Below are 23,296 nucleotides of genomic sequence, written 5' to 3'. Positions count from 1 at the left end.
GTGTCAGCAGGGTGAAAGTTCTAGGCGGTGGCCAGTTCGCGCGCGTTGGCGGCGGGCAGCGGCAGTACCTGGCGCAGGAAGGACTCGAACATCAGCAGCGACCACAGCGGCGCGCTATGGTCGCGCCGGCCCGTGCCATGCTGCTCGATCAGTTGGGCGATCGTGTCCATGTCGAACAGGCCCGATTGCGCCATCACCGGGCTGGTCAGCCGTTGTTGCAGGCGTTCGCGCAGCGGACCGCGCAGCCAGTCGGCCAGCGGCACGGAAAAGCCCATTTTCTGGCGGTACAGCAAGTCGTCGGGCAGCAGCGGGCGCAGCGCTTTTTTCAGCAGGTATTTGCCGGTGCCGCCGCGCAGTTTCAGTTGCGTCGGCAGGCCCGACATCCATTCCACCAGCTCATGGTCGAGCAGCGGCGAGCGCACTTCCAGCGCGTGCGCCATGCTGGCGCGGTCGACCTTGGTGAGTATGTCGCCTGGCAGATAGGTTTTCAGGTCCAGGTATTGCACTTGCGACAAGGCATCCTGCGCCGGGCTGGCCAGCGCATGGCGGCGCAGCACTTCCACCGCGTGGTAGCCTTGCAGATCGCGCCGCAGATCCCGGCTGAACAGGCGCCGGCGCAGGGTGTCGCCGAGGATGCTGACGCTGTGGAAATAGGCGTCGGTGGTGTCGCGCGCCAGGCCTTCGAAGGTGGTCTTGGCGCGCAGGAAGCGCGGCGCCCAGTCCGCCTTCGGATACAGCCGTCCCAAGGTGCCGAACAGCGGCTGGCGCAAGCCCAGGGGCAACATGGCGCGTACTTTTTCTTCGCGCGCATGCAGGTTGTAGCGCCGGTAGCCGGCCAGGCTTTCGTCGCCGCCATCGCCCGACAGCGCCACCGTGACGCGCCGGCGCGCCAATTGGCACACGCGGTAGGTGGGCATGGCCGAGCTGTCGGCGAACGGCTCGTCGTACAAAGTGGCCAGCTGGTCGATCAGCTCGAAATCGTCGGCCTCGACCTTTTGCGCATGGTGCAAGGTGCCATAGCGGCGCGCCACCATGCTGGCATATTGGGCTTCGTTGTAGGCAGGGTCGCCAAACGAGATCGAGCAGGTATTGACCGGCGCCGTGCTTGCGCTGGCCATCATGGCCACCACCGCGCTCGAATCGACGCCGCCCGACAAAAACGCGCCCAGCGGCACTTCGGCCACCATGCGGATGCGCACCGCTTCGCGCAGGCGCGCCAGCAGTTCGTCGGCCGCCTGCGCTTCGCTGCCTGGCGCATGCGGCACGAACGGCACGTCCCAGTACTGGCGCGGCGCCGGCAGCGGCTGGCCGGCGCGGATGGATAAGGTGTGTCCCGGCGGCAGCTTGTGAGCATGGCGAAAGATGCTGCGCGGCTCGGGCACGTAGCCATACGCAAAATAGTCTTCCACCGCCAGCGGATCGAGTGCGCGCGGCATGGCCGGGTGGGACAGCAGCGCCTTGAGTTCGGAGCCGAAGGCAACAGTGCCGTCGGTCAGTTCGCCATAGTACAAGGGCTTGACGCCGAGCCGGTCGCGCGCCAGGAACAGCTGGTGGCGCCGGCGGTCCCACAGGGCGAACGCGAACATGCCGCGCAGGCGCTGCACGCACTGTTCGCCCCATTGTTCCCATGCATGCACGATCACTTCCGTGTCGCTGCTGGTGCGAAACTGATGGCCGAACTGGCGCAATTCGGCCATCAGCGTGCGATAGTTGTAGATTTCGCCATTGAAGACGATGGCCACGCTGCGGTCGGCATTGAACAGCGGCTGCTGGCCGCTGGCCAGGTCGATCACGGACAAGCGCCGGTGACCGAGACCCAGGCCCGGTTCGCGGTGCATGCCGTCCTCGTCCGGGCCGCGGTGGCGCAGGCTGCTGGTCAGGCGCGCCAGCAGCGCGGCGTCAATGTCGCGCTGGCCTTGCAGATCAAAAATGCCGACGATGCCACACATGGACGTCCTTTCAGGGGAAGGTGGAGAGCGGGGAAGGCGCTTCGGCGCCCGTCAGGCGGTCATACACGGCCAGGTAGGCGCCGGCCATGGCCGCCAGGCTGTGTTCTGCCAGTACCAGGCGCCGGCCGCGCGCGCCATGGCGCTGGCCCAGCTCGGGTGAGCGGTAATAGTCAAGCAGGACGCAGGCCAGCAGCCCGGGTGCGCGAGGCGGCACCAGCGCACCGCTCCAGCCCGGCTGCACCAGTTCCGCATTGCCACCCACTTCGGTGGCCACCACCGGCAGGCCGCTGGCCATCGCTTCGAGGATGGTGTTGGAGCTGCCTTCGGCCAGCGAGGGCAGCACGAAGACGTCCATCGCGCGCAGCAACTGCGCCACGTCGTCGCGCGCGCCGGGCAGCCAGGCCAGGTGCTGCACGCCTGCCTGGGCCAGCAGGTCCAGGCAGGGCTGGCGGCATGGGCCGTCGCCGATGATCATCAGGCGCAGGCGCGCGCGCTCGTGCGGCTCGACCTTTTGCAGCAGCAGTAAAAAAGCTTGCACCAATGATAACTGGTCCTTCACGGCCGCCATGCGGCCCACGCTGCCGATCACAAAGGCGCCATGGCACAGGAAGCCGGGCGGCCCGATCACGGCAGGCGGCCCCAGGCGTGGATGAAACTGCACGCTGTCGACGCCGTTGCCGATATGGCTGACCCTGGCGGGCGGCGCACCGATGGCCTGCACCAGCCACTGACCCAGGTCGAAGCTGACGGCGATGAAATGCTGGATCAGCGGGCGCATCAACTTGCGCAGCAGCCGGTATTTGCGGTTGGTGCCCTGCAGGTCGTTGATGTCGCGCCCATGCTCGCCATGCACGCGCAGCGGCACGCCGGCGAGGGCGGCCAGCAGCTGCGCCTCAATGCAGGCGAGGTTGCGCGTATGCACCAGGCTGGGCCGCAATTGCCGCAGCAGCCGGTACAAACGCAGGTAATGCGCAGGGTCCTTGCCTTCGCGCTTGTCCAGGCCGATGACGTCGACGCCGGGCGCGGTCAGGCGCTGGCGGAAGGCGGTGGCGTTTGTCAGGCACACGATGGCGTGCCGGTAGCGCCCGGGCGGCATATGGTTGATCAGGTTGACCAGGCCGTTTTCCAGGCCGCCCACGTCGAGCTGATGGATGATATGCACGATCAGCGGCGCCGCGCCGGCCGCCGGGGGGATCGCGGCAGGGTCATGGCGCATGCGACAGCTCCCGCAGTGCCTGTTCGATGGCCGGCAGCGCCGCCTGCAGATACGCTTGCAGCCGGGCGCGCGGCGGTGGCGCCAGCTCGTCGTAGGCGCTGGAGACCATGATGTCGGCGCCGTCCTGCCGCTCGCCCAGCAGCTTGCCTTTGGCCAGCAGCATTTTGACCACTGCCGGTCTGGCCGTCAGCACGCCGCCCTGCTGGTAGCTGCGCCACACCAGCACCCGTTCGCTACCGTGGGCCAGCACGGTTTCATGCACCTGCACGCTGCGTCCCTGCAGCTGCAAGTGCCGCGTTTCTTGGGCCAGCGGCAACCAGCGCGCGCCATAAGGCGTGACCTGGTGCGTCAGCAGTTCGGCATTGCGCGCCTGGCGCGCATACCAGGCCAGCTGCACGCTCACTTGCGGCGCGCCCTGTGCATAGCTGGCGTCCAGGCGCAGCGGCGCGCCCGCCAGCGTGGCACTCCAGTCGGGCGTACGGTGATCGACCAGGCGCCAGCCCGGCGGCGTGGACAGGGCCAGCACGGCCGGCGGGCGGCCCGCCAGCGGCGCTGCTTCCTCGCTGCGCCAGGCCAGCGCTGGCCAGGCGCCGGCGATCAGCACGCAGGCCGCGGCGGCCTTGATGGCGGCGCGCGGGGCCGTGCGCGCTGGCGGCGCGGCCGGTGCGCTGGCGGCCAGGGTCAGGACCGGCATGCGTTCGCGCCAGCGGCTGGCGAGCAGGAACAGCAGCAGCATCACCACGCCAAAGAACAGCCAGCCATACACCAGGTGATCGACGCCGACGGCCAGACGCATGTTGCTGTGGTGGCCCAGCATGACGATCAGCCAGGCGCGTACGCCATTGGCCAGGATGGGCACCAGCAGCGCGCAAGCCATGACGGCCAGGCGCCGGCCCAGGCTGCGAAAGTGCAAATGCGCAAACAGCGCACCGAGGGCCAGCGAGGCGATCACATAGCGCAGGCCGCTGCACGCCTCGACCACCGACCAGTTGCCCGTCGGTAGAGAAAAATAGTTGCCATCCCTGAACACGGGCACGCCGGACAGATGCAGGGCGCCGACCGTGAAGCTGGCCGTAAAATCGATCAGCGGCGGCAGGAACACTTCGCCAAACGGCACGGCCAGCAGCAGATACGCGAGCGGAAAAGCCAGCACGCGCATGGCCGGCCAGCCCAGGATGGCCAGCACCGCGGCCGGCAGCATGGCGGTGGCCGCGTATTGCTCGGCCACCTGCACGTAGGCCAGGTCGGCCAGCAGCCAGGCCACGCCCAGCAGCAGCAGCAGCAGCAAGCCCGCCAGCGACGGGCGCGGCGGCAGCGCGGCCAGCCGCGCGCGCTGGCGCCAGCAAAGGTACAGGCTGATCGGCACGATCAAAAAGCCATGGGCGAAGGTCTGCGAGCGCGACCATACTTCGGCCATGCCCCAGAAGGTAGCGTGGTACAGCGGCACGATGATGGCGATTGCCAGCAGCAGCGCGCGCAGGCCCAGGCCGGGCGTGGCGCGCGCCGCTTGCGCTGGCGGCGCCGGCAGGCTGGCAGCGACCGTGCGCTCGGCGAGCTTCATGGCGTTTCCTGCGCTGGCACGGGCGGTGGGCTGGCGATACCTGGAAGCGCATCGGCCGGCTTGATGTCGAGCATGGCGCCCAGGTCCTGCAAATTGCGCTCCCAGTGATAGTGCTGCAGGATCAGCCGGCGCGCGGCCTTGCCCATGCCGAGGTCGGCGTCGGCGGCGCGCAGCACGCGCGCGGCATGGTGGATGAACTCGGCCTCGTCGCGCGCCAGCAGCAGTTCCAGCCCAGGCTGGGCGCTGATGCCTTCGAGCGCCTGCGGCGAGGCCAGCACGATTTTGCCCATCGCCATCGCTTCGAGGACCTTGTTCTGCACGCCGCGCGCAATGCGCAGCGGAGCCACCGCCAGGGTGGCGCCGGCCAGGTAGGGCCGGATATCGTCGACCGCGCCGGTGACGATCACGCCGGCCACCCTGGCCAGCGCCTGCACGCGCGGCGCAGGGCGGCTGCCGACGATATAGAAGCGCAGCTGCGGAAACTGGCGCCGCAGGGCCGGCCAGACATGGCGCACGAACCATTGCACCGCGTCGATATTGGGCCAGTAGTCCATGGCGCCGGTAAATACCAGTACCTGCGCGCCGGGCGGATACGGCGAGGTGGCGCACGCCCCGGGCGCGAAGTAGGCGCTGTCGACGCCGTTATTGAAGTGGTGCGTCTTGCGCCGCGCCATCGGCGCGCACAGGCGAAACAGGGCCGCCTCGGCCTCCGAGACAAAACTGGCGGCGGCAAACTGCTGCGCGATATGGCGTTCGTACTGCAGCAGCATCTGCGACTCGCGCCGGTACAGCTGAGACAGGGGCCATGGCTTGCTCTCGCCAAACTGGCGCCATTTGTCGGAGTCGACGTCGACAAAGTCGATCACGCGGTGCAGGTGGCGCGCGCCGCTGCCATCGATAAACTGCGCCATCGGGCCGGAAAACGCCAGCGCGTGGCGTACTTTGCCGGCGGACAGCACGCCGTCGACCCATTCCAGCAGGCGCGCGTCGCGGTAGTACCGCACGCTCATGGACTGGCCGCACAGCAGCGCCTGCATGGCGCGCCCGCGCGCCGCCGTCAAACGCAAGCCGACAAAGCGTGTGCTGGCGCACAGCTCGGCCACCTGGCGCGTGTATTGCCAGTCTGTTTCATCGTCGATAAAGCAGCCCAGGTGCACGCGGAAGTGCCGGCTCAGGTATTGCAGCATGTGCCATGAACGGATCTTGTCGCCCTTGTTGGGCGGATACGGCAGGCGGTGGGTCAGGAAGAGCAGTTCGCGCATGGCTAGCCCAGCTGCCGCACAAGATGCGGCCCCAGCAGGTTGGCCAGCGGCAGCGGCAGGCGGCGCCAGGCGCGGATGAACAGCGCGTATCTGGGATTGAGGGGATTGACGTCAGGCAGCGCGTTCGCGCCGATCAGCTTGTAGGCATACGGCAGCGGCTGCGGCGCAAAGCCCCAGTTCTTTTTGAAGTCATAGGCGCCGGTGCCGGCCTTGCTGCGGCCGAAGTCGAACTGGCGCACGCCACGGGCGCCGGCGCGGCGCATCAGTTCCCAGTACATGAAGTCGTTGGCGCCGCTGCTGCGCGCCAGCAGGCTGCCGGCGCCATAATAAGGCAGTACCTCGCCGCGGAAATAGAACGACAGCACGCTGGCCTGCGCCTGCTGGTCCTGGTAGACGGTGAGGATGTCGCAATCGTTGCCGAACACCGTGCGCAGCAGGGCAAAGTGGCGGCGCGCAAACACGGGCGTGCCGAGCCGGTGCACGCTGGCCGCATACAGGGGAAAGAAGTGTTCCAGATCATAGTCGACGGCGCTGTGCAGGCCGGCGGCGATGGCCTTGCGCAGCACGGCGCGCTGCTTGCGCGGGATCGCCAGCAGGTTCCGCTCGTCGTCCGCCAGCAAGGTCTTGCGGAAAGTGGCGTACAGCGGCTTGCCCTGCCAGCCCTCGGCGATGACGCCGTCGCGCTGGCGGTATTCCAGGTGGCCCACGGCCAGCTCGCGCGCCAGGTGCTGGGCCCGCGCGTCGAGCGCGCGCCTGGCCTGCAGGTCGACGGCGGCAATGCCGCCATACACGCAAAAGGGAAGCGACACCAGCGCCTTGCCGCACAGCAGACCGCGCATGTGCACCAGCGGCAGCACGCCGAGGATGCGGCCATTCTGTTCGGCATACAGGAAATGGCCGTCGTGGCCGAAGCCTTGCTCCATGATGGTGTGCCAGCCGGCGCGGTGGAAAAAGGTGGCGTCGGGACAGCTGTGCACGAACGCGTCCCAGCGGCCATGGTCTTGCGGCAGCAAGGCGCGCACCGTGATCGCGCTGCTGCGCTGGGCGGCGGCGATCACGTCCGCCGCGCTGTCGCCTGTGTGGTGTGCCTCATGCATCATGCGCCCTCTAGAAAAATACGGTCCATGCGGTCCCAGGCAAAATCGCTCGTCAGGCGCGCCAGCCGCGCTTCCATGCGCCCCAGGTTCAGGTAGTGCCGGAAGCGTGTCTTGCGGCTCAGGCCGGCAGGTCGCGGTTGCCCCGGATCGAGCTCCCAAGGGTGAAAATAGAATATGCCAGCCTGGCCATCGCGTGAATTGATGCGGCGCAAGAGCCAGCGCGACAATGGGTAGGGCAGCAGGCGGAAGTAGCCGCCGCCGCCGGCCGGGAAGTTGTGACGGCCCAGGCGCGCCGTGCTGACGGGCAGTTCCAGCACGCCGTCCATGCCGCGCGGACGCCAGGCAAAGCGCGGCGCGTCCGGCATGCCGTAGTGGTCGTGGCGGATCGGGTAGATGCTGGAACTGTAGCGGTAGCCCGCTTCGCGCAGCACATCGAAGGCCCACAGATTGGCCGCGCCGATGGAAAAGCTGGGCGCACGGTAGCCGAGCACGGGCTGGCCCGTCAGTTGCTCGAGGATGGTCTTGCTTTGCACCACATCGTGCAGGAATTCCAGGCGCGACTGCTGCGAGGCGCGCAGATGGGCGTGGCCGTGGCTGGCCACTTCATGGCCGGCCGCGGCAATGCGGCGCAGCATGGCCGGATAGCGCTCGGCGATCCAGCCCAGGGTAAAGAAGGTGGCATGGATGCCCTGGTCGTCCAGCAGCCGCAGGATGCGCTCGACATTGGCTTCGACCCGGCACTCCAGGCGCGGCCAGTCGCCGCGCGCAATATGGGGCGCAAAGGCGGAGACCTGGAAATAGTCCTCGACATCGATGGTCAGCGCATTGCGCTGCGCGCTCGCGTTCATGGCGCCAGGCGTTCGGCAAACCACTGCACGGTGGCCGTGGCGATGCGTTCGGCCGCGTGGCCATCCCAGTGTTGCGGAATGCGGCCGCGCTTGCCGCCCGTGCGCAGCACCTGGCGCGCCAGCGAGACGATGGCCGCCGGGTCGGTGCCGGCGAGGGTATTGCTGCCTTCGTCGACCGTGACGGGGCGCTCGGTATTGTCGCGCAAGGTCAGGCAGGGCACGCCCAGCGCCGTGGTTTCTTCCTGGATGCCGCCCGAATCGGTCAGCACCAGCCGCGCACCCTGCATCAGGCCCAGCATTTCCAGATAACCCAGCGGCGGCAGCAGCACGATGGCGTGTTCGCGCAGCCGCCGCTCCAGCCCGGTTTTTTCCAGCATGGCGCGCGTGCGCGGATGGACGGGAAACAGCAGCGGCAGCTGCGACGACAGGCCGCACATCGCGTCCATCAGCGCGGCCAGGCGACCGGCGTCATCGACGTTCGATGGCCGGTGCAAGGTCAGCAGGCCATAGGTGGCCGGACAATCGTGGCCGTGGGCCCGCAGGCTGACAAGCGGCGGCACGGCCTCGGGCAACTGGCGCAGCAGGCTGTCGATCATGACGTTGCCGGCAAAATGGATGCGTTCTTGCGCGATGCCTTCGCGCAGCAGATTGGCGCGCGCCCCCGCTTCGCTGGTAAACAACAGATCCGACAATTGATCGGTCAGCACGCGGTTGATCTCTTCGGGCATGGCGCGGTCGCCGCTGCGCAAGCCGGCCTCGACATGGATCACGGGCGTGCCCAGCTTGGCCGCCACCAGCGCGCAGGCGACGGTGGAATTGACGTCGCCCACCACCAGCACGGCGTGCGGCGCCAGGTCCTGGTGCACCGGCTCATAGCGGCGCATGATCTCGGCGGTTTGCTGCGCGTGGCTGCCCGAGCCCACTTCCAGGTTGAGATCGGGTTCGCGCAGGCCCAGGTCGGCGAACACCTGGGCATTCATGGCGGTATCGTAATGCTGGCCGGTATGGACCAGGCTGATGCGTACCTGCGGCGCCAGCCTGGCAAACGCGGCCAGGATCGGCGCCATTTTCATCAGGTTGGGCCGCGCGGCCACGATGCACAGCAGATGGGGACGGGGCGATGGCAGGACAGGGTGCATGGGGTCTCCTCAGAAGCGCATGGTGAGCGTGGCGCTGACGCCGTTTTCGCGAAAGTCACCGCCGCGGTTGCTGCGGTGCTGGGTGCGGCGTACGTCGATGGCCGCCGTCAGGTTGGCGCGCAGCACGCGGCTGTAGCCGGCCGAGAACGTCAGGTTGTCGTCGCGCCGTGGCACGCTGAGCGAGCGGGCGCTGGCGTAACCGGCCTGCACATTGACGCTGCCGCGCGAGGAGGCGCGCCAGCTCCAGCCGGCGCTGGCGCCCAGCTGGCGCGTGCGATCCGAGGTGCTGAGGTCGATATCGGGCAGCAAGCCGCTGTCGACGCCGCTATTGGTCTGCGCCGTGCGGTCGATCGCCGACAGGCCCAAAATCAAGGTGCTTTTCGGCGTGGCGCGCACCATATTCAGTTTCAGCTGCTTTTGCAGGTAGTAACGGTGGCTGAAGTAATTGAAGCCGCCCAGTTGCGGACCCTGTGCGTTGGCGTAGCGCAAAAATGCGTCGATGCGCAAACGCCGTTCTTGTGCGTTGGGAAAGATGCCGCGCCACAATTGATCGAGCAGGCCGGCCGCGTCGCTGTCGCCCAGGCGCAGCAATTGCGCCGGCAAGGTGGTGATATCTTCGCTGTATTGCAGCGACCAGTTGTTGTGGCGCTGCAAAAAACGCGCGTCCAGGCTGTAGGTCTGGCCGAAGAAGCGGCGCCCGGTGCTGAACGCCACGCTGGTGCGCGGCGATGGCGTCCACACCCCGCCCAGCGACCAGAACCGCCCTTGCGGATTGCGTCCGTTGCTCGCTTCATAGCCTTCCTTTTCCGTGCCGACGCTGGCCGTGCCCGACCAGGTGCGGCTGAACGGATAGCGCAGGCCGACGCTGGCGCGCTCCTTGCGCTGCGGCGGCAGCATGCTGTCTTCGGTGCGGCGCACATCATAACTGGCGTTCCAGGTCCAGCCGCGGCCGCGCGGCTCGCCGCCGAACAGCACTTGCAATTCGTCGCTATGGGTAGACAGCAAGTTGTTTTCGCTCGACACATCGGCGCGCGTATAGCGCGCTTCGGCCGTGCCGAAACCCTGGAAACGGTGGCGCAGATACGGGCTGACGACGGTGGCGCGCACGGTGCTCTGGTTGCTGCTGTCGGGCAGCACGTCGATCACGGGCGCACCGAACGGCGACACGTTCTGGCGGCTGACGCTGGCGTGGCCGTCCAGGTACAGCCAGTCGCGCAGCAGTTCGGAATTGGCGCCGGCCTGCAGTTGCACGGTGTCGGAGTCGGCGCGCTGGCGCGACAGGAACTTGCGCCAGCTGGCGTCGAGGTGTAGCTGCAGGCGCGGGCCGCTGGCGATCACGGCGATGGCCGGCGCGATTTCGGTGATGAAGTCGGATTTTTCCTGGCCCGGCGGGGCCAGCAGGGCGTTGTCGGTATAACTCTCGCGCAGGCGCAGCGAAGGCGCCACCAGCCAGTCCAGGGCCGACGCCGGTGGCGCCATCATCAGCAGCAGCCACGGCGCCAGCGCGCGGGCCGGGCTAGTCGTAATAGCCATAACCGTAGTATTCGTTGCCCGGAAAGCCCTTGGTCTTGTTGTAGATCAGGTTGATGTGTTCGCACGATTCGATCTGGCGCAACGCTTCCTTGACCGCATGCTGGGTGGTGGTTTCGGCTTCGACCACCATCACCACCTGGCCCATCTGACCGACCAGCGCGTGCGCTTCGCTGGTGATCAACAGCGGCGGCGAATCGAAGACGACGATGCGGTCGGCGTAGCGGCTGGCAATTTCGCTGAGCATGCGGCTCATGGCCCGGCTGGCCAGCAGTTCCGTGGCGTGCTTGTTGCTGCGCCCGGCCGGCAAAATGCTCAGGGTGGCGACATTGGTCTTGAGGATCACGTCCGACATTGCCAGGCGTTCGTCAAGCAGCACGTCCATCAGCCCCGGTTCGGCTGGCAGGCCCAGCACTTTCAGCACCGATGGGCGCGCCACGTCGGCATCGACCAGCAGCACCGTCATGTCCATTTCCATGGCGATGCTCATGGCCAGGTTGACGGCGCAGTAGGTCTTGCCCTCGCCGGGCATGGCGCTGGTGACGACGATCAGGTTGCCGTGGCGGATGGCGTCGGGGCCGGTGGCGCGCGCATTGCGCAGCAGCGGGCGCTTGATGATGCGAAAGTCTTCGGCCACCGAGGTGCGCCCGCCGTCGTGGGTGACCATGCCCTGGGCCTGCAGCTTGGCCAGGTTCAGCGCGCGGTAGTTGGGCGAGGCCGGGGTGGTGTCCGCGGTGGCGTCGACCGCGTAAGGGATCGCCGTTTCCGCCACTTCCAGCGGTGCGCCATTGTCGGGCTGGCGTGCGTCGTTTGCGTTGGTATCCATCATGTCTCCCATGCCAGAGCGGCTAGAATTTGAGCAAGGCGGCCGCCACCACGCCGCCGTACAGCATGAACAGGCTGCCCAGGCAGGCGCTGAAGGCATAGCGGGCGCGGCGCTGGCGCGTCTGCTGCCTCTCGGTCCAGTTCATCGCCACCGTGCCCAGCACTGTCAGGCCGGTGGCGTCGCGCAGTTCGGACGGACTGAGGAAGGTCGGCCGGATCTGGCTGATCAGCAGGGCTGCGGCCACGCCGGCCACCAGCGCCGCCGCCAGCGCCACGCTGAACAGCAGCGGGCGGTTCGGGCCGACCGGCGACAGCGGCACCGTCGGCGGGTCGATGATCTTGAAGGCCATCATGTCGGTGGTGGAGCTCAGTTCACCCGACAGCTTGGCCGCCTCGCGCCGGCCGATCAGCTTTTCATAGTTTTCCTTGTTGATCACATAGTCGCGGTTCAGCTGCGCCAGTTGCGATTCCACTTCGGGCACGGCATTGCTGTGCGCCAGCAGCCGTTCGTTGCGGGCCGTGAATTCGGCCACGCGCGCCTTGATGGCGGCGACCCTGGCATCGGCCTCGGTCAGCGCCACTTTCAGCTGCTGCAGCATGGGGCTGTAGTTCTTGCCGGGGTCGCCCGAGGCCGAGCGCAGCTTGCTTTCCTCGATCTTGCGCTGTTCCAGCTGGGCCACCAGGCGCTTCGAGGCGACTATATCGGGATGCAGCTCCGTGTACTGCATGCGCAGGCTGTCGAGGTTTTTATTCAGCGTGGCGATGCGTTCGTCGAGCTCGGGATTGCTGATGGCCGAGGCGGTCGGTTCCAGATCCAGCACCGGTTCGTCACCCTCGATCTGGCTCTGGATGGCCTTGCGCGACTGTTCCGCTTCCAGCAGTTCCAGCTTGGCGTTGTTGAGGCTGTCGGACATCATCAGCAGCTGGCTGCCGTAGTCGATACCCTGGCGCGGCAGCAGCATATTGTTGCGGATCTTGAAGTCCTTCATCAGGTTTTCCGCCGCGCTCAGCTTGTCTTCATAGTTCTTGATCTGCTCGTCGATGAACTGCACCGCCTTTTGCGAATCGCCTTTCTTGCCCTGGAAGCTGCCTTCGACAAAGATGGTCAGCAGGCTTTGCACCACGTCGCGCGTCACCTTCGGCTGCGGCCCCGTGTAGCTGATGGTGTAGATGTCATAGGCGTTGGTGCCGCTGATCTTGATATTGCGCAGCAGGTCGTCGAGCTGGGCTTCGTGTTCGCGCACGGTGCGCGAATCGAGGTCGAGGTCGACCATGCGCATGACGCGCTCGACATTGGGACGGCTGAGCAGGGTGCGGCTCATGATGGCCACTTGCTGTTCGGTGTTGGGCACGCTGGTCATGCCGGCCATCAGGGGTTTGAGGATGGTTTGTGTATCGACAAACACGCGCGCCGAGGTCTGGTAGTTGTCCGGCAGGCTGATCACTTTGATGAAGCCGGCGATGGCCACCAGCCAGCTGACCAGCACCGCATGCCAGCGGTATTTCCAGATGCCTTTCAGGGCAGAGAGCACTTGCTGTATCAAATCCTCCATATCGCTTCCTTCAGGTAACGGTGCACGGTGCAGGGCGTGAAAAGGCAAAAACGGCTTTTTTTCTTGTCGAGTGAGCAAAGTATAGGGTGCTGCCGCGACAAAATTTCCCAAGATGATTGCTTCTTGATACTCCTCAAGAGACACCAGGCCGGTTTTCCTAATCATGGGAAGTTCCCGGCCCAGCCTGGTTTTGCGCGGCCGCATCTTTTTCAAGGAAACCAGCATGAATGTCTTACGCCGCGCCCTGATTACCCGCGCCCTGGCCTGCGCCAGCGCCGCCGTCCTGCTCGCCGGCTGCCGCACGCAGCACGCGCTGGCGCCGCCCGAAGACAGCGCGCCGCTGCACGACTACCTGATCGGCCCTGGCGACTCGGTCAATATCCTGGTCTGGCGCAACCCGGAAGTGTCGCTGACGGTGGCGGTGCGGCCAGACGGCAAGATCACCACGCCGCTGGTGGAAGATTTGATGGCCAGCGGCAAGACCTCGACCCAGCTGGCGCGCGATATCGAGCAGGCGCTGGGCAAGTTCATCCAGCAGCCGGTGGTGACCGTGATCGTCACCAACTTTGCCGGGCCGTATGCGGAACAGATCCGCGTGATCGGCGCGGCCGCCAAGCCGCAGGCCTTGCCGTATCGGCAGGGCATGTCGCTGATGGACGTGCTCATTACCGTCGGCGGTATTACCGACTTTGCGGCCGGCAACAAGGCCAGCGTGATCCGCGTGCGCGAAGGCGGGCAGCAGCAGATGCGCGTGCGCCTCGATGACTTGTTGCGCGATGGCGATATTTCCGCCAACATCATGATGCGGCCCGGCGACGTTCTTCTGATACCGGAAAGTTTCTTTTGAAGTTGCGCCATATCAAAAAAACATTTTATTTGCTGTTGCATATAAAAAAGCAAATTTATGTTTGTAATTAGTCACGATATCGCTAAGTTCTTCTGAATTTTCCGCTAATTTTGGGAACTTCTTCAGTAGAGATCTTGTCACATGGCATTGGCATCAGTTCGTCTTACGACGAACCGCCACGACAGTGAGGACAAGATGAGCTTTGAAGATGACCCCATAATTTCCTTTGACAGCCCGGTCGCGCTGAGCGATCTGGTGGTGGGCGAAGGCAAGATCGACCCGGCCATGGAGCATGAAATCGACTTGCAGCGCTTTCATATCCGCATGGCCAATTCGCGCGGCCGGCGCGAGGCCGCCAGCCTGCTGATCCGCAAGATGTACGGCTGGCGCGGCTACGCAGTCGATCCCGGCATCGCCCACGCACTCAATAAAATAACGCTGTTTGCCGAAACGGCCGGCGATACCGTCGGCACCATGACGCTCTGCCTCGATAACGAGGAAACCGGGCTGCCGGCCGACGACAACTTCCGCGACAAGCTCGACGTCCTGCGCGAGCAGGGCCGTCGCCTGTGCGAGCCGTCGCGCCTGGCCATCGACAAGGGGGTCAGCAAGCGCGTGTTTGCCGCGCTGATCCATATCTCGTATATCTACGCCCACAATATCCACGGCTTTACCGATTACGTGATCGAAGTCAATCCGCGCCATGTGGTGTTCTACAAGCGCATGCTGGGCTTCAAGGACTTCGGCGGCGAGCGCGAGTGCACGCGGGTGGGGGCGCCGGCGGTGCTGCTGCGGCTGGACCTGGCGTATATGGGCGAGCAGATCCGCAAATACGGCGGCCTGATGGAGCAACACGGTGGCGAACGCTCGTTTTATCCCTTTTTTTTTCCTACATGGGATGAGCCTGGCATTACCGAACGCCTGCGGCAGGGGCGTAACTGAATCATGGATGTTTCAGTAGCAAGGCTTGCATGTGCCGGCCCGGGATGGCATAGGTAATGCCGCTCGGGGCGGTCACGGCCGCTTCCTTCAGGCCTTTCACGTAGACCATGTTGACGATGCCATAGACCAGGCCCGTCTGCGGATCGAACAGCGGGCTGCCGCTGCTGCCCGGATAGGCCGTGGCGTCGAGCTGGAACACCGTGTACGGCGCTTTTTGCAGCTGCGCCAGCCGTTTCGGCTCCAGCCGCAGCGCGTTTGCGCTGGGCAGCACCACTGGCGTCAGGGCCGACACGGTGGCGCGGTGCGTCACATGGCGCAGGCCCAGCAAGGTGCCCAACGGAAAGCCTGTAAACGCCATCGCCTGGCCTTCGCGCACGTCGGCCGCGTCGCCCAGCTGCAGCGCGGGCAAGGGGCTGCCCGACAAGCGCAGCAGGGCCAGGTCGTGTTCGGGATCGAGCGCCTGCACGCTGGCGGCGCGAAACTGCGCCACGTCGCCCTGGCCCGTCAGGATACCGATGGTCTCGGCCGGATTGGCCGCCAGCAGCTTGTCGATCACGTGAGCGCAGGTCAGCACGCTCAGGCCGTCACCGGTAACAAAGCCGGTGCCGATAAACTGCACCGCCGGCGTGCGCGTCTTCTGATGGCTGCCGATGCCGACGATGGCCGGCTTGACGCGCACGATCATCTGTTCCAGGGTCTGATTCTGGGCCTGGGCCTGGCCCGCAGGCACGGCGCACGGCATTAACAGACACAACAGGAGCAAGGCTTTCATCGCGGGGACCTTTCCGGAACAAGGGGCGGGGACGGCTGCAGCAGCGCGCACAGCAGCAGCATATAAAACAGCAGGGCGATGCGCGGCACGTCGAGCAGGCTGTCGAACACGCCGATCACCATAAAGCCGGCCAGCGCGGCCAGCATGGCCGCGGCGCCATGGGCGCCGGGCCCCTGCGCGGCGCGCCGTACCAGATTTGCGCAGGCCAGCACACACAGGCCCAGCATGGAAAGCAGGCCGGACACGCCGGACTCGACATACAAATGCAGCCATAGATTCTTGATATGCCAGGGCAGGTGATGGTGGTCGCTGCTGAAAAACCAGTAATTATTGGCTTTGCTGAAGCTGCCATTGGCCAGCAGCTCCTCGCCATCGGGCGCGCGCAGGCTGAGGTTGTCGACATCGATAAACGACGGATCGGCCAGGCCGCTGGCGGCCAGTTCCAGCTGCACGGGCGCGCGCAGCAGCCAGGCGCCGTCACCGAGGCGCGCGCTGTCGATAAAAAGTTGATAATGTTGCCAATGCGGCGCGGCCATGTTCGCTGGCAGCAGGCGCAGCGGCGCATGCACGCAATACTGTGCATACAGCAGTTGCCGCTGGCACAGCTTCAACTGCAGCACCGGCATCGGGCCATGGCGGCGCACGTCGAGCGCCAGCGCGTAGCGGGTATCGGGCTGGACGCTGACCCGTTGCAGCAGGCGCAGCAGTTCGCCATAGCCGGCGCGGTAGCCGGGACTCGACAAGCGCAGATAGCGGTTACCTGCCCCGGCCTCGTCCGCATAGGCCAGGCGGGCCGGCACGTCGCCCAGGGTATTGCGCCAGAAATAGCTGCCAGGAAAAGTGCCCGTGCCCATGCCGAAGGCGGTGGTGGTCCAGTCGGCAGGCATCATCGCCAGCGCCTGCCGCCAGTGGCGCAGCCGGCCCTGCCAGTCGCCGGCCGTGGTGGCAAAGCGTTCATTGGCGTAGTAGCTGGCGGAAACTGGAATGGCCAGCATCAGCATCAGCGCCGCCGCCGCCGCCATGCTGACACTGGCGCGTCCCATGCGCCACAAGGGCAGGCGCAGCCGGCTATTGAGCAGCAGCAGCGCGGCCAGCAGCAGCACCAGGGCCGCCGGCCGCAAGGCGACAGCGCCGGCCCAGTGCCAGCCTATCCAGGCGGTATTGCATGCCATCATGGTCAAGGCCATCATGGCCAGCGGCAGCCACCGGCGCCACAGGCTGAACGCGAGCAACAGGCTCGACAGCAGGAACAGCGCATACGGCGCTTTCAACAGGCCATGGCCAAGCTGGTGCGGCCACAGCGCCGCCAAGGTTGCCTGCAGTGCCAGCGCGCACAGCAGGCAAGCCGGCGCCAGGCGCCAGGGCAGCGCCTGCGTGGCCAGCACAAAGGCGCCCGCCAGTAGCACAGTGGCGGCCAGCAGGCCCCGGTAGCCTGCCGCATGGAACATCAACGCCAGCAGCGCCGCCGCACCCGCGCCCAGCAGCAGGCCTGCGACCACACGGCGCGTCGACCATTTTTTTCGGCCCTGCCGGCCCTGCGCCAGCTGCCAGCACGCCAGGCCGGCGACGGCGGCCACGGGAATGGCCGCATACAGGGCACGCGAAAACGTCGCCAGCGCCGCGTGCAGCGCCAGGCCAAGCAGCAGCAAGGCCGCGGTCGCCATCAAGCGCGTGTGCGCCCTGGCCAGCCACAGCCCCGCAAACGGCAGGGCCAAGGCCAGATAGCCGTCCAGCGCCGCGCCGCCCGTATGCATGGCGGAAAACGGCGCCGTGATGCGGTAGTCGCTGGCCATATTGAAGACGCCCGGAAACACGGCGCGCTCCCACAGTGCGCACAAGGCCACCAGGCCCAGGCCGCTGAGCACACCGGGCAGCGCCAGGCGGCGCAGGCCATCGCTGGCGCCATCGCGCCGCAGCAGCGGCAGCAACAGCATGGCCCAGCACCAGGCCTTGCCCAGGCGCAGGCTGTTATACGGGCTCAAATAATTATTCCAGGCGTTCAAGTTGTCGCCAGGCAGTGGCGCCCACAGCCAGCCGCGCAGCATCGCCGCCAGCGCGGCAATGGTCGCCAGGGCCAGCCACAGGCGCGCGCCCGGCGACAAGCCCAGCCGCATGGCCGAAGGTTGCCAGCGCGCATAGCCGCAAGCGACCGTCAATAACAGCAGCAGATCGATTTCTTCGAAAAAAAACCAGCCCGTCCACGGCGCCAGGTCCAGCACCGGCAGCAAGGCCGGCAGAACGAACAGCCACAGCGCGGGCCGCCAGCACAGCAGCAGGAAATAGCAGGGCAGCAAGGCGTACAGCAGCCAGACCGGCCAGCCATGGCCCAGCGGATACTGGCGCAGCGCGGCCAGGCAGGCCAGGCCCGCGCTCAAGGCAAGCAGCCGCGCGGCAAGCATGCGCATAGCCTAGAGCCTGGCCAGCAAGGCCTGGGCCTCGGCGCGCTGCGCGAAGTCCTTGTTGGCGGCCAGCAGTTGTTCGAGCCGCTTGCGCGCGGCCGGCTTGTCGCCGGTCCTGGCCAGCGCCGCCGCCAGGTGATATTGAATTTCGGCGGCGTTCGGCGCCAGGCTGGCGGCGCGGCGCAGCAGCTCGGTGGCGCGTTTGGTGTCGCCCTGCTCGAGCGCGATCCAGCCGAAGGTGTCGAGCACGGCCGGATTGTCGGGCGCCAGCTGGTGCGCCTGCTCGGCGGTGGCCAGCGCACGGCTGTCCTTGTCTTGCAGGTAAGCCCAGGCCAGGTCATTGAGCGCCACCACATTGCCGGGATCGTTTGCCACTACCTGCTGGTAGTGCGCGATGGCGGCGCGGTACTGTTTGGCCTTGAGCTTGGCGCCGGCCAGGTACAAGCGCGTCGCCTTGTCTTCGGGATGCTCCCTGAGCCAGGTCCCGATGCGGGTGTCGGCCTGCTGTTCCATGCCGGCGGCCACGCTGGCGCGGTACAGCTGTACCTGCAGCGGTCCGATCCTGCTGATCTGAAAAGCCTGTTCATACAGCCGGATCGCCTCGCGCGGCTGCTGTTGCGCCATCAGCACATCGGCTTCAAGCTTGTAGCCGGCGGCCAGCTTCGGTTGCTGCTGCTGTACCTTGCGCGCCACGGCCAGCGCATCGCGCGGGCGCTTCAAGTCCAGCAGCAGCGCCACTTCGACCACTTGCGCGTCAAGCAGGGCCGGGTCGATCGCCTGGGCGCGGCGGGCCGCCTGCAAGGCGTTGTTCGTATCACCGAGCGCCAGGTGCAGGCTGGAAATACGCATCTGCAGCGGCGCCGAGGTGGTCTGCACGGTGGCCAGCTTGTTGTAGCTGTCGAGCGCGGCGCGCGCCTCGCCGGCGCTGTATTCGACCTGCGCGCGCAGCGCCAGCGCATCGCTGTCGTCGGGGTGGCCCACCTGCAAGGTGCGCGCCAGCGCCAGGGCCTTGTCGGTGGCGCCGGTTTGCAGGTAAAAATTACTGAGCAGCAGGGCCGGCGCGACAGCGTCGGGCTGGTCGGCATGGGCTTTTTCCAGCCAGCGCTGCGCTTCTGCCAGCTTGCCTTGCGAGGCCGCCAGCTTGGCCAGCGCGGCGGCGATATCGGGATTTTTCTTGTCCTTGGCCAGGGCCGCCTCATAGCGCTGCTTCGCGCGCTCGGGCTGTTTCTCGGCCATGTCGATCTGCGCCAGGTTGGTCAGGGCCGGCAAGTAGCGCCCGTCGATGGCCAGCGCCTGTTCGAAACTGGCGCGCGCGGCGCGCAGATCGCCAAGCGCCAGGTAGACGCCGCCCTTCAGGTTCAGCACCAGTGGATTGCTGCCATGCTGCTTTTCCATCGCCTGCACGGCGGCCAGCGCCCTGGCATTGTCCTTGTTGCGCAGCAAAGTCATGACCAGCATGGTGCCGGCCTGCGGCGTTTTGTCGTCGAGCAAGCTGGCGCGCTCCAGTTCGCTGACGGCGCGTGCGCTTTCGCCCTGGCCCAGGCGGCTCACCCCCAGCGCCGCGTGCAGCTTCGAGGTATTCGGCGCCAGCAGGCTGGCTTTCTCGAAGTAGCCGCTGGCCTTGTCATAATGGCGCGCGCGCAAATGTGCTTCGCCCGCCAGCGACAGCAGTTCCACATCGTCGGGAAACGCCACCAGCAAGGGCTGCAGCAGGTCGATCGCCGCATCGGTCTTGCCGCGCCCCATTTCGATCGAGGCCATCATCTTGGTCGCATACAGATGTTTGGGATGGGCCGCCAGAAACGGCTGCAGGTAATTTTCGGCCGGCTGCGGCGAGCCCAGCGCCAGTTGCACGGCGCCGGCCAGCAGCAGCGCCGGCATGTGTTCGGGTGCGGCCTTGAGCACCAGTTGCAGGTTTTCCAGCGCCGCCTTGAATTTACCCTGGCGAAAATCGAGCAGGGCCTGCGCCTGCAGCACGCCCAGGCTGCCCGGTGCGCTCTTGCGCGCGCTGGCCAGCTGCGCGGCGGCGTCGGCGAACTTGTTTTCCGTGATATCGAGATTGGCCAGGTCGATGCGCGCCTGCACCTGGTCCGGCTTGAGCTTGAGTATCTGCTGGTAGGCCAGCCTTGCCGCCGAGCTATTGCCTTGCAGGCGCTGTACGTCGCCCTGCAGGCGCAGCGCTTCCAGATTGTCCGGCTTGCCCTTCAAGGCCTGCTCGATCAGCAGTTGTGCGGCGGCGATCTGGCCTTCGAGCGCGGACAGGCGCGCCAGGCCCAGCAGCGCGTCCGTCTGGCCCGGCTCGCGTTGCTGCATGGCGGCAAACAGTGTGCGCGCCTCGTCGCGGCGGCCCAGGGCCAGCAAGGCGTCGCCACGCAGGGCCAGCACGGCGGCCGGCTGCGCCGGGTCGCCGGGCAGTTCTTTCAGTACCCGATCGACCTGGCCCGCCATCAGCCAGGCCTTGCCCAGCAGCGGCAGCACGTCAGCCGCGGCCGCGCCCAGGGTCTGTGCCTTGCGCAATTCCTTTTCCGCCGACAGGGCGTCGCCCGTATCGAGATAGATGCTGCCGAGCAGCAAGCGCGCACGGGCGTTATCGGGTTCTTTTTGCAGCAGGTTTTTCAGCTGGATGATGGCGGCGCGCGGTTCGCCTTTTTGCTGGTAAAGCTGGGCGTCGGCCAGCAGGCTCGCGCTGCTCTGGCCGCCATTGCAGGCCAGCAGCAGGGCGGAGCACAGCGACAGCATGGCGATACTGATCACGGGACGGGTGTTGCGCATGACATTCTCCGGTGGCGGCGTTGGCAGGGAAAGGGCACAGCACAGGGTAGGAAAGTTGCGCTGCATGCCTGTTGATTGCGCTCAATACGCCGGCGATTTTGCGGCCCGGCGCCGCGCCAGCGTCCGCCATGCTTGTTCCTGCTCAAGAATACCGCTGGACGCAACCGTAGAATTTCCAGACGGCGGCAGACCGGCCGGCAACCAGATGGAGCGAACAGCATGGACAAGGATGCAGGCGTGGTGGCAGTGGTAGGACTCGGTTATGTGGGCTTGCAGCTGGCGGTGGCGTTTGGCGCGCGCCAGCGCACCATCGGCTTTGATTTGTCGGCGCGCAAGGTGGCCAGCTACCGCGAAGGGGTCGACCCCACCGGCGAAGTGAGCACCGAACAATTGCGTGCGGCGCAGTGGCTCAGCGTCAGCTGCGACCCGGCCGAACTGCAGCTGGCCGATTTCATCATCATCGCCGTGCCGACGCCCGTCGACAGCGCGCACAATCCCGATTTTACGGCCCTGGCCGGCGCCAGCGCCACGGCCGGGCGCCACATGAAACGCGGCGCCATTGTCGTGTTCGAGTCGACCGTCTACCCGGGCGCCACCGAGGAAATCTGCATTCCGCTGCTGGAACAGCATTCGGGCCTGCGCTGGAAGGAAGATTTCCATGTCGGTTTCTCGCCAGAACGCATCAATCCCGGCGACAAGTCGCATACCCTGGCCAGCATCCGCAAGGTGGTGTCCGGCGACGACGAGGCGACGCTGGCGCAGGTGGCGCGCCTGTACGAAGGCGTGGTCGAGGCCGGCGTGCACCGGGCATCCAGCATCCGCGTGGCCGAGGCCGCCAAAGTGATCGAAAACACCCAGCGCGACCTCAATATTGCGCTGATGAACGAGCTGGCCATCATCTTCGACCGCATCGGCATCGATACCCTGGAAGTGCTGCAGGCGGCGGGCACCAAATGGAACTTTTTGCCATTCCGGCCGGGCCTGGTCGGCGGCCACTGTATCGGCGTCGACCCGTATTACCTGACGCACAAGGCGGAAATGCTCGGCTATCACCCGCATGTGATACTGGCCGGACGCCGCATCAACGACGGCATGGCCAAGTTCGTGGCCGAAAAAACCATCAAGGAAATGGTGCGCGCCGGCTTCAAACTCAAGGGCTCGCATGTCAACGTGCTGGGCCTGACCTTCAAGGAGAATTGTCCCGACCTGCGCAACTCCAAGGTGGTCGACATGATCCACGAGCTGCAAAGCTATGGCGTGCAGGTGCATGTGCACGACCCGGTGGCCGACGGGCGCGAAGCGCTGGAGGAATACGGCCTGGAACTGCTGAGCTGGGAACAATTGCCGCAGGCCGAGGCGATCATCAGCGCGGTGTCGCACCAGGCGCTGCTGTCGCGGCCACTGGCCGATTACCGCGCCAAGGTGGTCGACAACGGCTGCTTTATCGACATCAAATCGCATTTCGATCCACGTCCGTTGACCGACGACGGCCTGCATGTATGGCGGCTGTAATGGCGGACACTAGCGTTTATCAGCAGACCTGCGCGCAGTTGCGGCAATCGCCACGGCGCTGGCTGGTGACCGGTGCGGCCGGCTTTATCGGCTCGCATCTGGTCGAAACCTTGCTGCAACTGGGCCAGACGGTGCGCGGCCTGGACAATTTCAGCACCGGCCACCGGCATAACCTGGCGCAGGTGCGAGATAGCGTCGGCCAGCAGGCCTGGCGGCGATTTACCCTGCTCGAAGGCGATATACGCGACGCCGCCGCGTGCGCCAGCGCCTGCGCCGGCGCCGATATCGTGCTGCACCAGGCGGCGCTCGGCTCAGTGCCGCGCTCGCTGCGCGAACCGCAGCTGTATCATGACGTCAACCTGGGCGGCTTTGTCTGCATGCTGGAGGCGGCGCGCGCGGCCGGCGCCGGGCGCCTGGTCTATGCCTCGTCGAGCGCCATCTATGGCGACCATCCGGGCCTGCCGAAAGTGGAAGCTGCGATCGGCGAGCCGCTGTCGCCCTACGCCCTGAGCAAACGCGCCAACGAGCTGTATGCGCAGTTGTATGGCCGCTGCTACGGCACCGAAGCGGTCGGCCTGCGCTACTTCAATGTATTCGGGCCGCGCCAGGATCCGTTGGGCGCCTATGCGGCCGTGATCCCGCGCTGGCTGGCGGCCATGCTGGCCGGCGACACGGTGCGCATCAACGGCGACGGCAGCACCAGCCGCGACTTCTGTTATGTCGCCAATGCCGTGCAGGCCAATTTGCTGGCGGCCACCAGCGTCCAGCGGCAAGCCGTCAACGAGGTCTTCAACGTGGCCGTCAACGGGCGCACCAGCTTGCTGCAACTGCATGCCGCCATGCAAGCCATGGTGATGGAAGTACGGCCAGGCCAGCAAGCGCCAGCGCCGCTGCATGGCGGCTTTCGCGATGGCGACGTGCGCCACTCCCAGGCCGACATCAGCCGCGCGGCGCGGCTGCTCGGTTATGCACCCACGCATGAGCTGCGCGAGGGCTTGCGGCAGACGGTGGCGTGGTATGCGGCGCAGCAGGGCGCAACGGTGGCGGGTGGCACGCAAGCCTGACGCCGCCG

Annotated in this window: 17 protein-coding genes; 4 read left to right on the top strand and 13 right to left on the bottom strand. The window is 66.3% G+C overall.

All coding sequences use genetic code 11. The features are described 5' to 3' along the window. Positions 1-20 precede the first annotated feature (20 nt). From ASR47_RS18725 to ASR47_RS18680, 10 genes are read right to left on the bottom strand one after another with little or no spacing between them, the layout of a single operon-like run. Positions 21-1,949, bottom strand: a complete 1,929-nt coding sequence (locus ASR47_RS18725) for an XrtA/PEP-CTERM system amidotransferase (RefSeq protein WP_065309317.1) — start codon at positions 1,947-1,949, stop codon at positions 21-23. Positions 1,950-1,959: 10 nt separating this feature from the next. Next, positions 1,960-3,165: a TIGR03088 family PEP-CTERM/XrtA system glycosyltransferase gene (locus ASR47_RS18720; RefSeq protein WP_065309316.1), complete on the bottom strand. Its 1,206-nt coding sequence runs from the start codon at positions 3,163-3,165 to the stop codon at positions 1,960-1,962. Then, the gene (gene xrtA, locus ASR47_RS18715; RefSeq protein WP_082989029.1) at positions 3,155-4,726 is read right to left on the bottom strand and encodes an exosortase A; all 1,572 of its coding nucleotides are present in this window, start codon (positions 4,724-4,726) and stop codon (positions 3,155-3,157) included. The genes ASR47_RS18720 and xrtA overlap by 11 nt, the downstream gene beginning before the upstream one ends. Next, positions 4,723-5,988: a TIGR03087 family PEP-CTERM/XrtA system glycosyltransferase gene (locus ASR47_RS18710; RefSeq protein WP_065309315.1), complete on the bottom strand. Its 1,266-nt coding sequence runs from the start codon at positions 5,986-5,988 to the stop codon at positions 4,723-4,725. The genes xrtA and ASR47_RS18710 overlap by 4 nt, the downstream gene beginning before the upstream one ends. A gap of 2 nt (positions 5,989-5,990) precedes the next feature. Next, on the bottom strand, positions 5,991-7,085 hold the full coding sequence (locus ASR47_RS18705; RefSeq protein WP_065309560.1) for a FemAB family XrtA/PEP-CTERM system-associated protein: 1,095 nt from the start codon (positions 7,083-7,085) through the stop codon (positions 5,991-5,993). Continuing rightward, a complete protein-coding gene (locus ASR47_RS18700; protein WP_065309314.1) occupies positions 7,085-7,933 on the bottom strand; it encodes an XrtA system polysaccharide deacetylase in 849 nt (282 codons plus the stop codon). Before ASR47_RS18700 ends, ASR47_RS18705 begins: the two co-directional genes overlap by 1 nt. Beyond that, positions 7,930-9,072, bottom strand: coding sequence for a non-hydrolyzing UDP-N-acetylglucosamine 2-epimerase (gene wecB, locus ASR47_RS18695; protein ID WP_065309313.1), 1,143 nt, complete (start codon positions 9,070-9,072; stop codon positions 7,930-7,932). The genes ASR47_RS18700 and wecB overlap by 4 nt, the downstream gene beginning before the upstream one ends. Before the next feature lie 9 nt (positions 9,073-9,081). Beyond that, a complete protein-coding gene (locus ASR47_RS18690) occupies positions 9,082-10,605 on the bottom strand; it encodes a TIGR03016 family PEP-CTERM system-associated outer membrane protein (protein WP_082989028.1) in 1,524 nt (507 codons plus the stop codon). Beyond that, positions 10,589-11,431, bottom strand: a complete 843-nt coding sequence (locus ASR47_RS18685) for an XrtA-associated tyrosine autokinase (protein ID WP_245714406.1) — start codon at positions 11,429-11,431, stop codon at positions 10,589-10,591. The genes ASR47_RS18690 and ASR47_RS18685 overlap by 17 nt, the downstream gene beginning before the upstream one ends. Before the next feature lie 19 nt (positions 11,432-11,450). Further along, a complete protein-coding gene (locus ASR47_RS18680) occupies positions 11,451-12,980 on the bottom strand; it encodes an XrtA system polysaccharide chain length determinant (RefSeq protein WP_065309311.1) in 1,530 nt (509 codons plus the stop codon). A gap of 223 nt (positions 12,981-13,203) precedes the next feature. Here ASR47_RS18680 and ASR47_RS18675 point away from each other — a divergent pair, with 223 nt between their 5' ends. Continuing rightward, positions 13,204-13,827, top strand: coding sequence for an XrtA/PEP-CTERM system exopolysaccharide export protein (locus ASR47_RS18675; RefSeq protein ID WP_065309558.1), 624 nt, complete (start codon positions 13,204-13,206; stop codon positions 13,825-13,827). Between the two features lie 195 nt (positions 13,828-14,022). Continuing rightward, on the top strand, positions 14,023-14,769 hold the full coding sequence (locus ASR47_RS18670) for an N-acyl amino acid synthase FeeM domain-containing protein (protein ID WP_065309310.1): 747 nt from the start codon (positions 14,023-14,025) through the stop codon (positions 14,767-14,769). 1 nt (position 14,770) lies between these two features. On the opposite strand, the gene ASR47_RS18665 is transcribed toward ASR47_RS18670, so the two are convergent. The 3 genes from ASR47_RS18665 to prsT are packed head-to-tail and all read right to left on the bottom strand — an operon-like array spanning position 14,771 to position 20,712. Next, the gene (locus ASR47_RS18665) at positions 14,771-15,541 is read right to left on the bottom strand and encodes a S1 family peptidase (protein WP_065309309.1); all 771 of its coding nucleotides are present in this window, start codon (positions 15,539-15,541) and stop codon (positions 14,771-14,773) included. Continuing rightward, a complete protein-coding gene (locus ASR47_RS18660) occupies positions 15,538-17,946 on the bottom strand; it encodes a hypothetical protein (protein WP_065309308.1) in 2,409 nt (802 codons plus the stop codon). The genes ASR47_RS18665 and ASR47_RS18660 overlap by 4 nt, the downstream gene beginning before the upstream one ends. A gap of 3 nt (positions 17,947-17,949) precedes the next feature. Next, complete coding sequence (gene prsT, locus ASR47_RS18655; RefSeq protein WP_065309307.1) at positions 17,950-20,712, bottom strand: XrtA/PEP-CTERM system TPR-repeat protein PrsT; 2,763 nt, start codon at positions 20,710-20,712, stop codon at positions 17,950-17,952. Between the two features lie 219 nt (positions 20,713-20,931). Between prsT and ASR47_RS18650 the strand changes: the two genes are divergently transcribed. Continuing rightward, positions 20,932-22,224 carry a nucleotide sugar dehydrogenase gene (locus ASR47_RS18650; RefSeq protein WP_065309306.1) on the top strand — a complete coding sequence of 431 codons (1,293 nt, stop codon included), beginning with the start codon at positions 20,932-20,934 and terminating at the stop codon, positions 22,222-22,224. Further along, positions 22,224-23,288: an SDR family oxidoreductase gene (locus ASR47_RS18645; protein WP_065309305.1), complete on the top strand. Its 1,065-nt coding sequence runs from the start codon at positions 22,224-22,226 to the stop codon at positions 23,286-23,288. Before ASR47_RS18650 ends, ASR47_RS18645 begins: the two co-directional genes overlap by 1 nt. The last annotated feature ends 8 nt before the right edge of the window (positions 23,289-23,296 follow it).

Origin of the sequence: Janthinobacterium psychrotolerans (assembly GCF_001677885.1) — a bacterium.
GTDB classification, from domain to species: domain Bacteria; phylum Pseudomonadota; class Gammaproteobacteria; order Burkholderiales; family Burkholderiaceae_D; genus Janthinobacterium; species Janthinobacterium psychrotolerans.
This window is presented reverse-complemented; position numbering and strand designations above follow the sequence as displayed.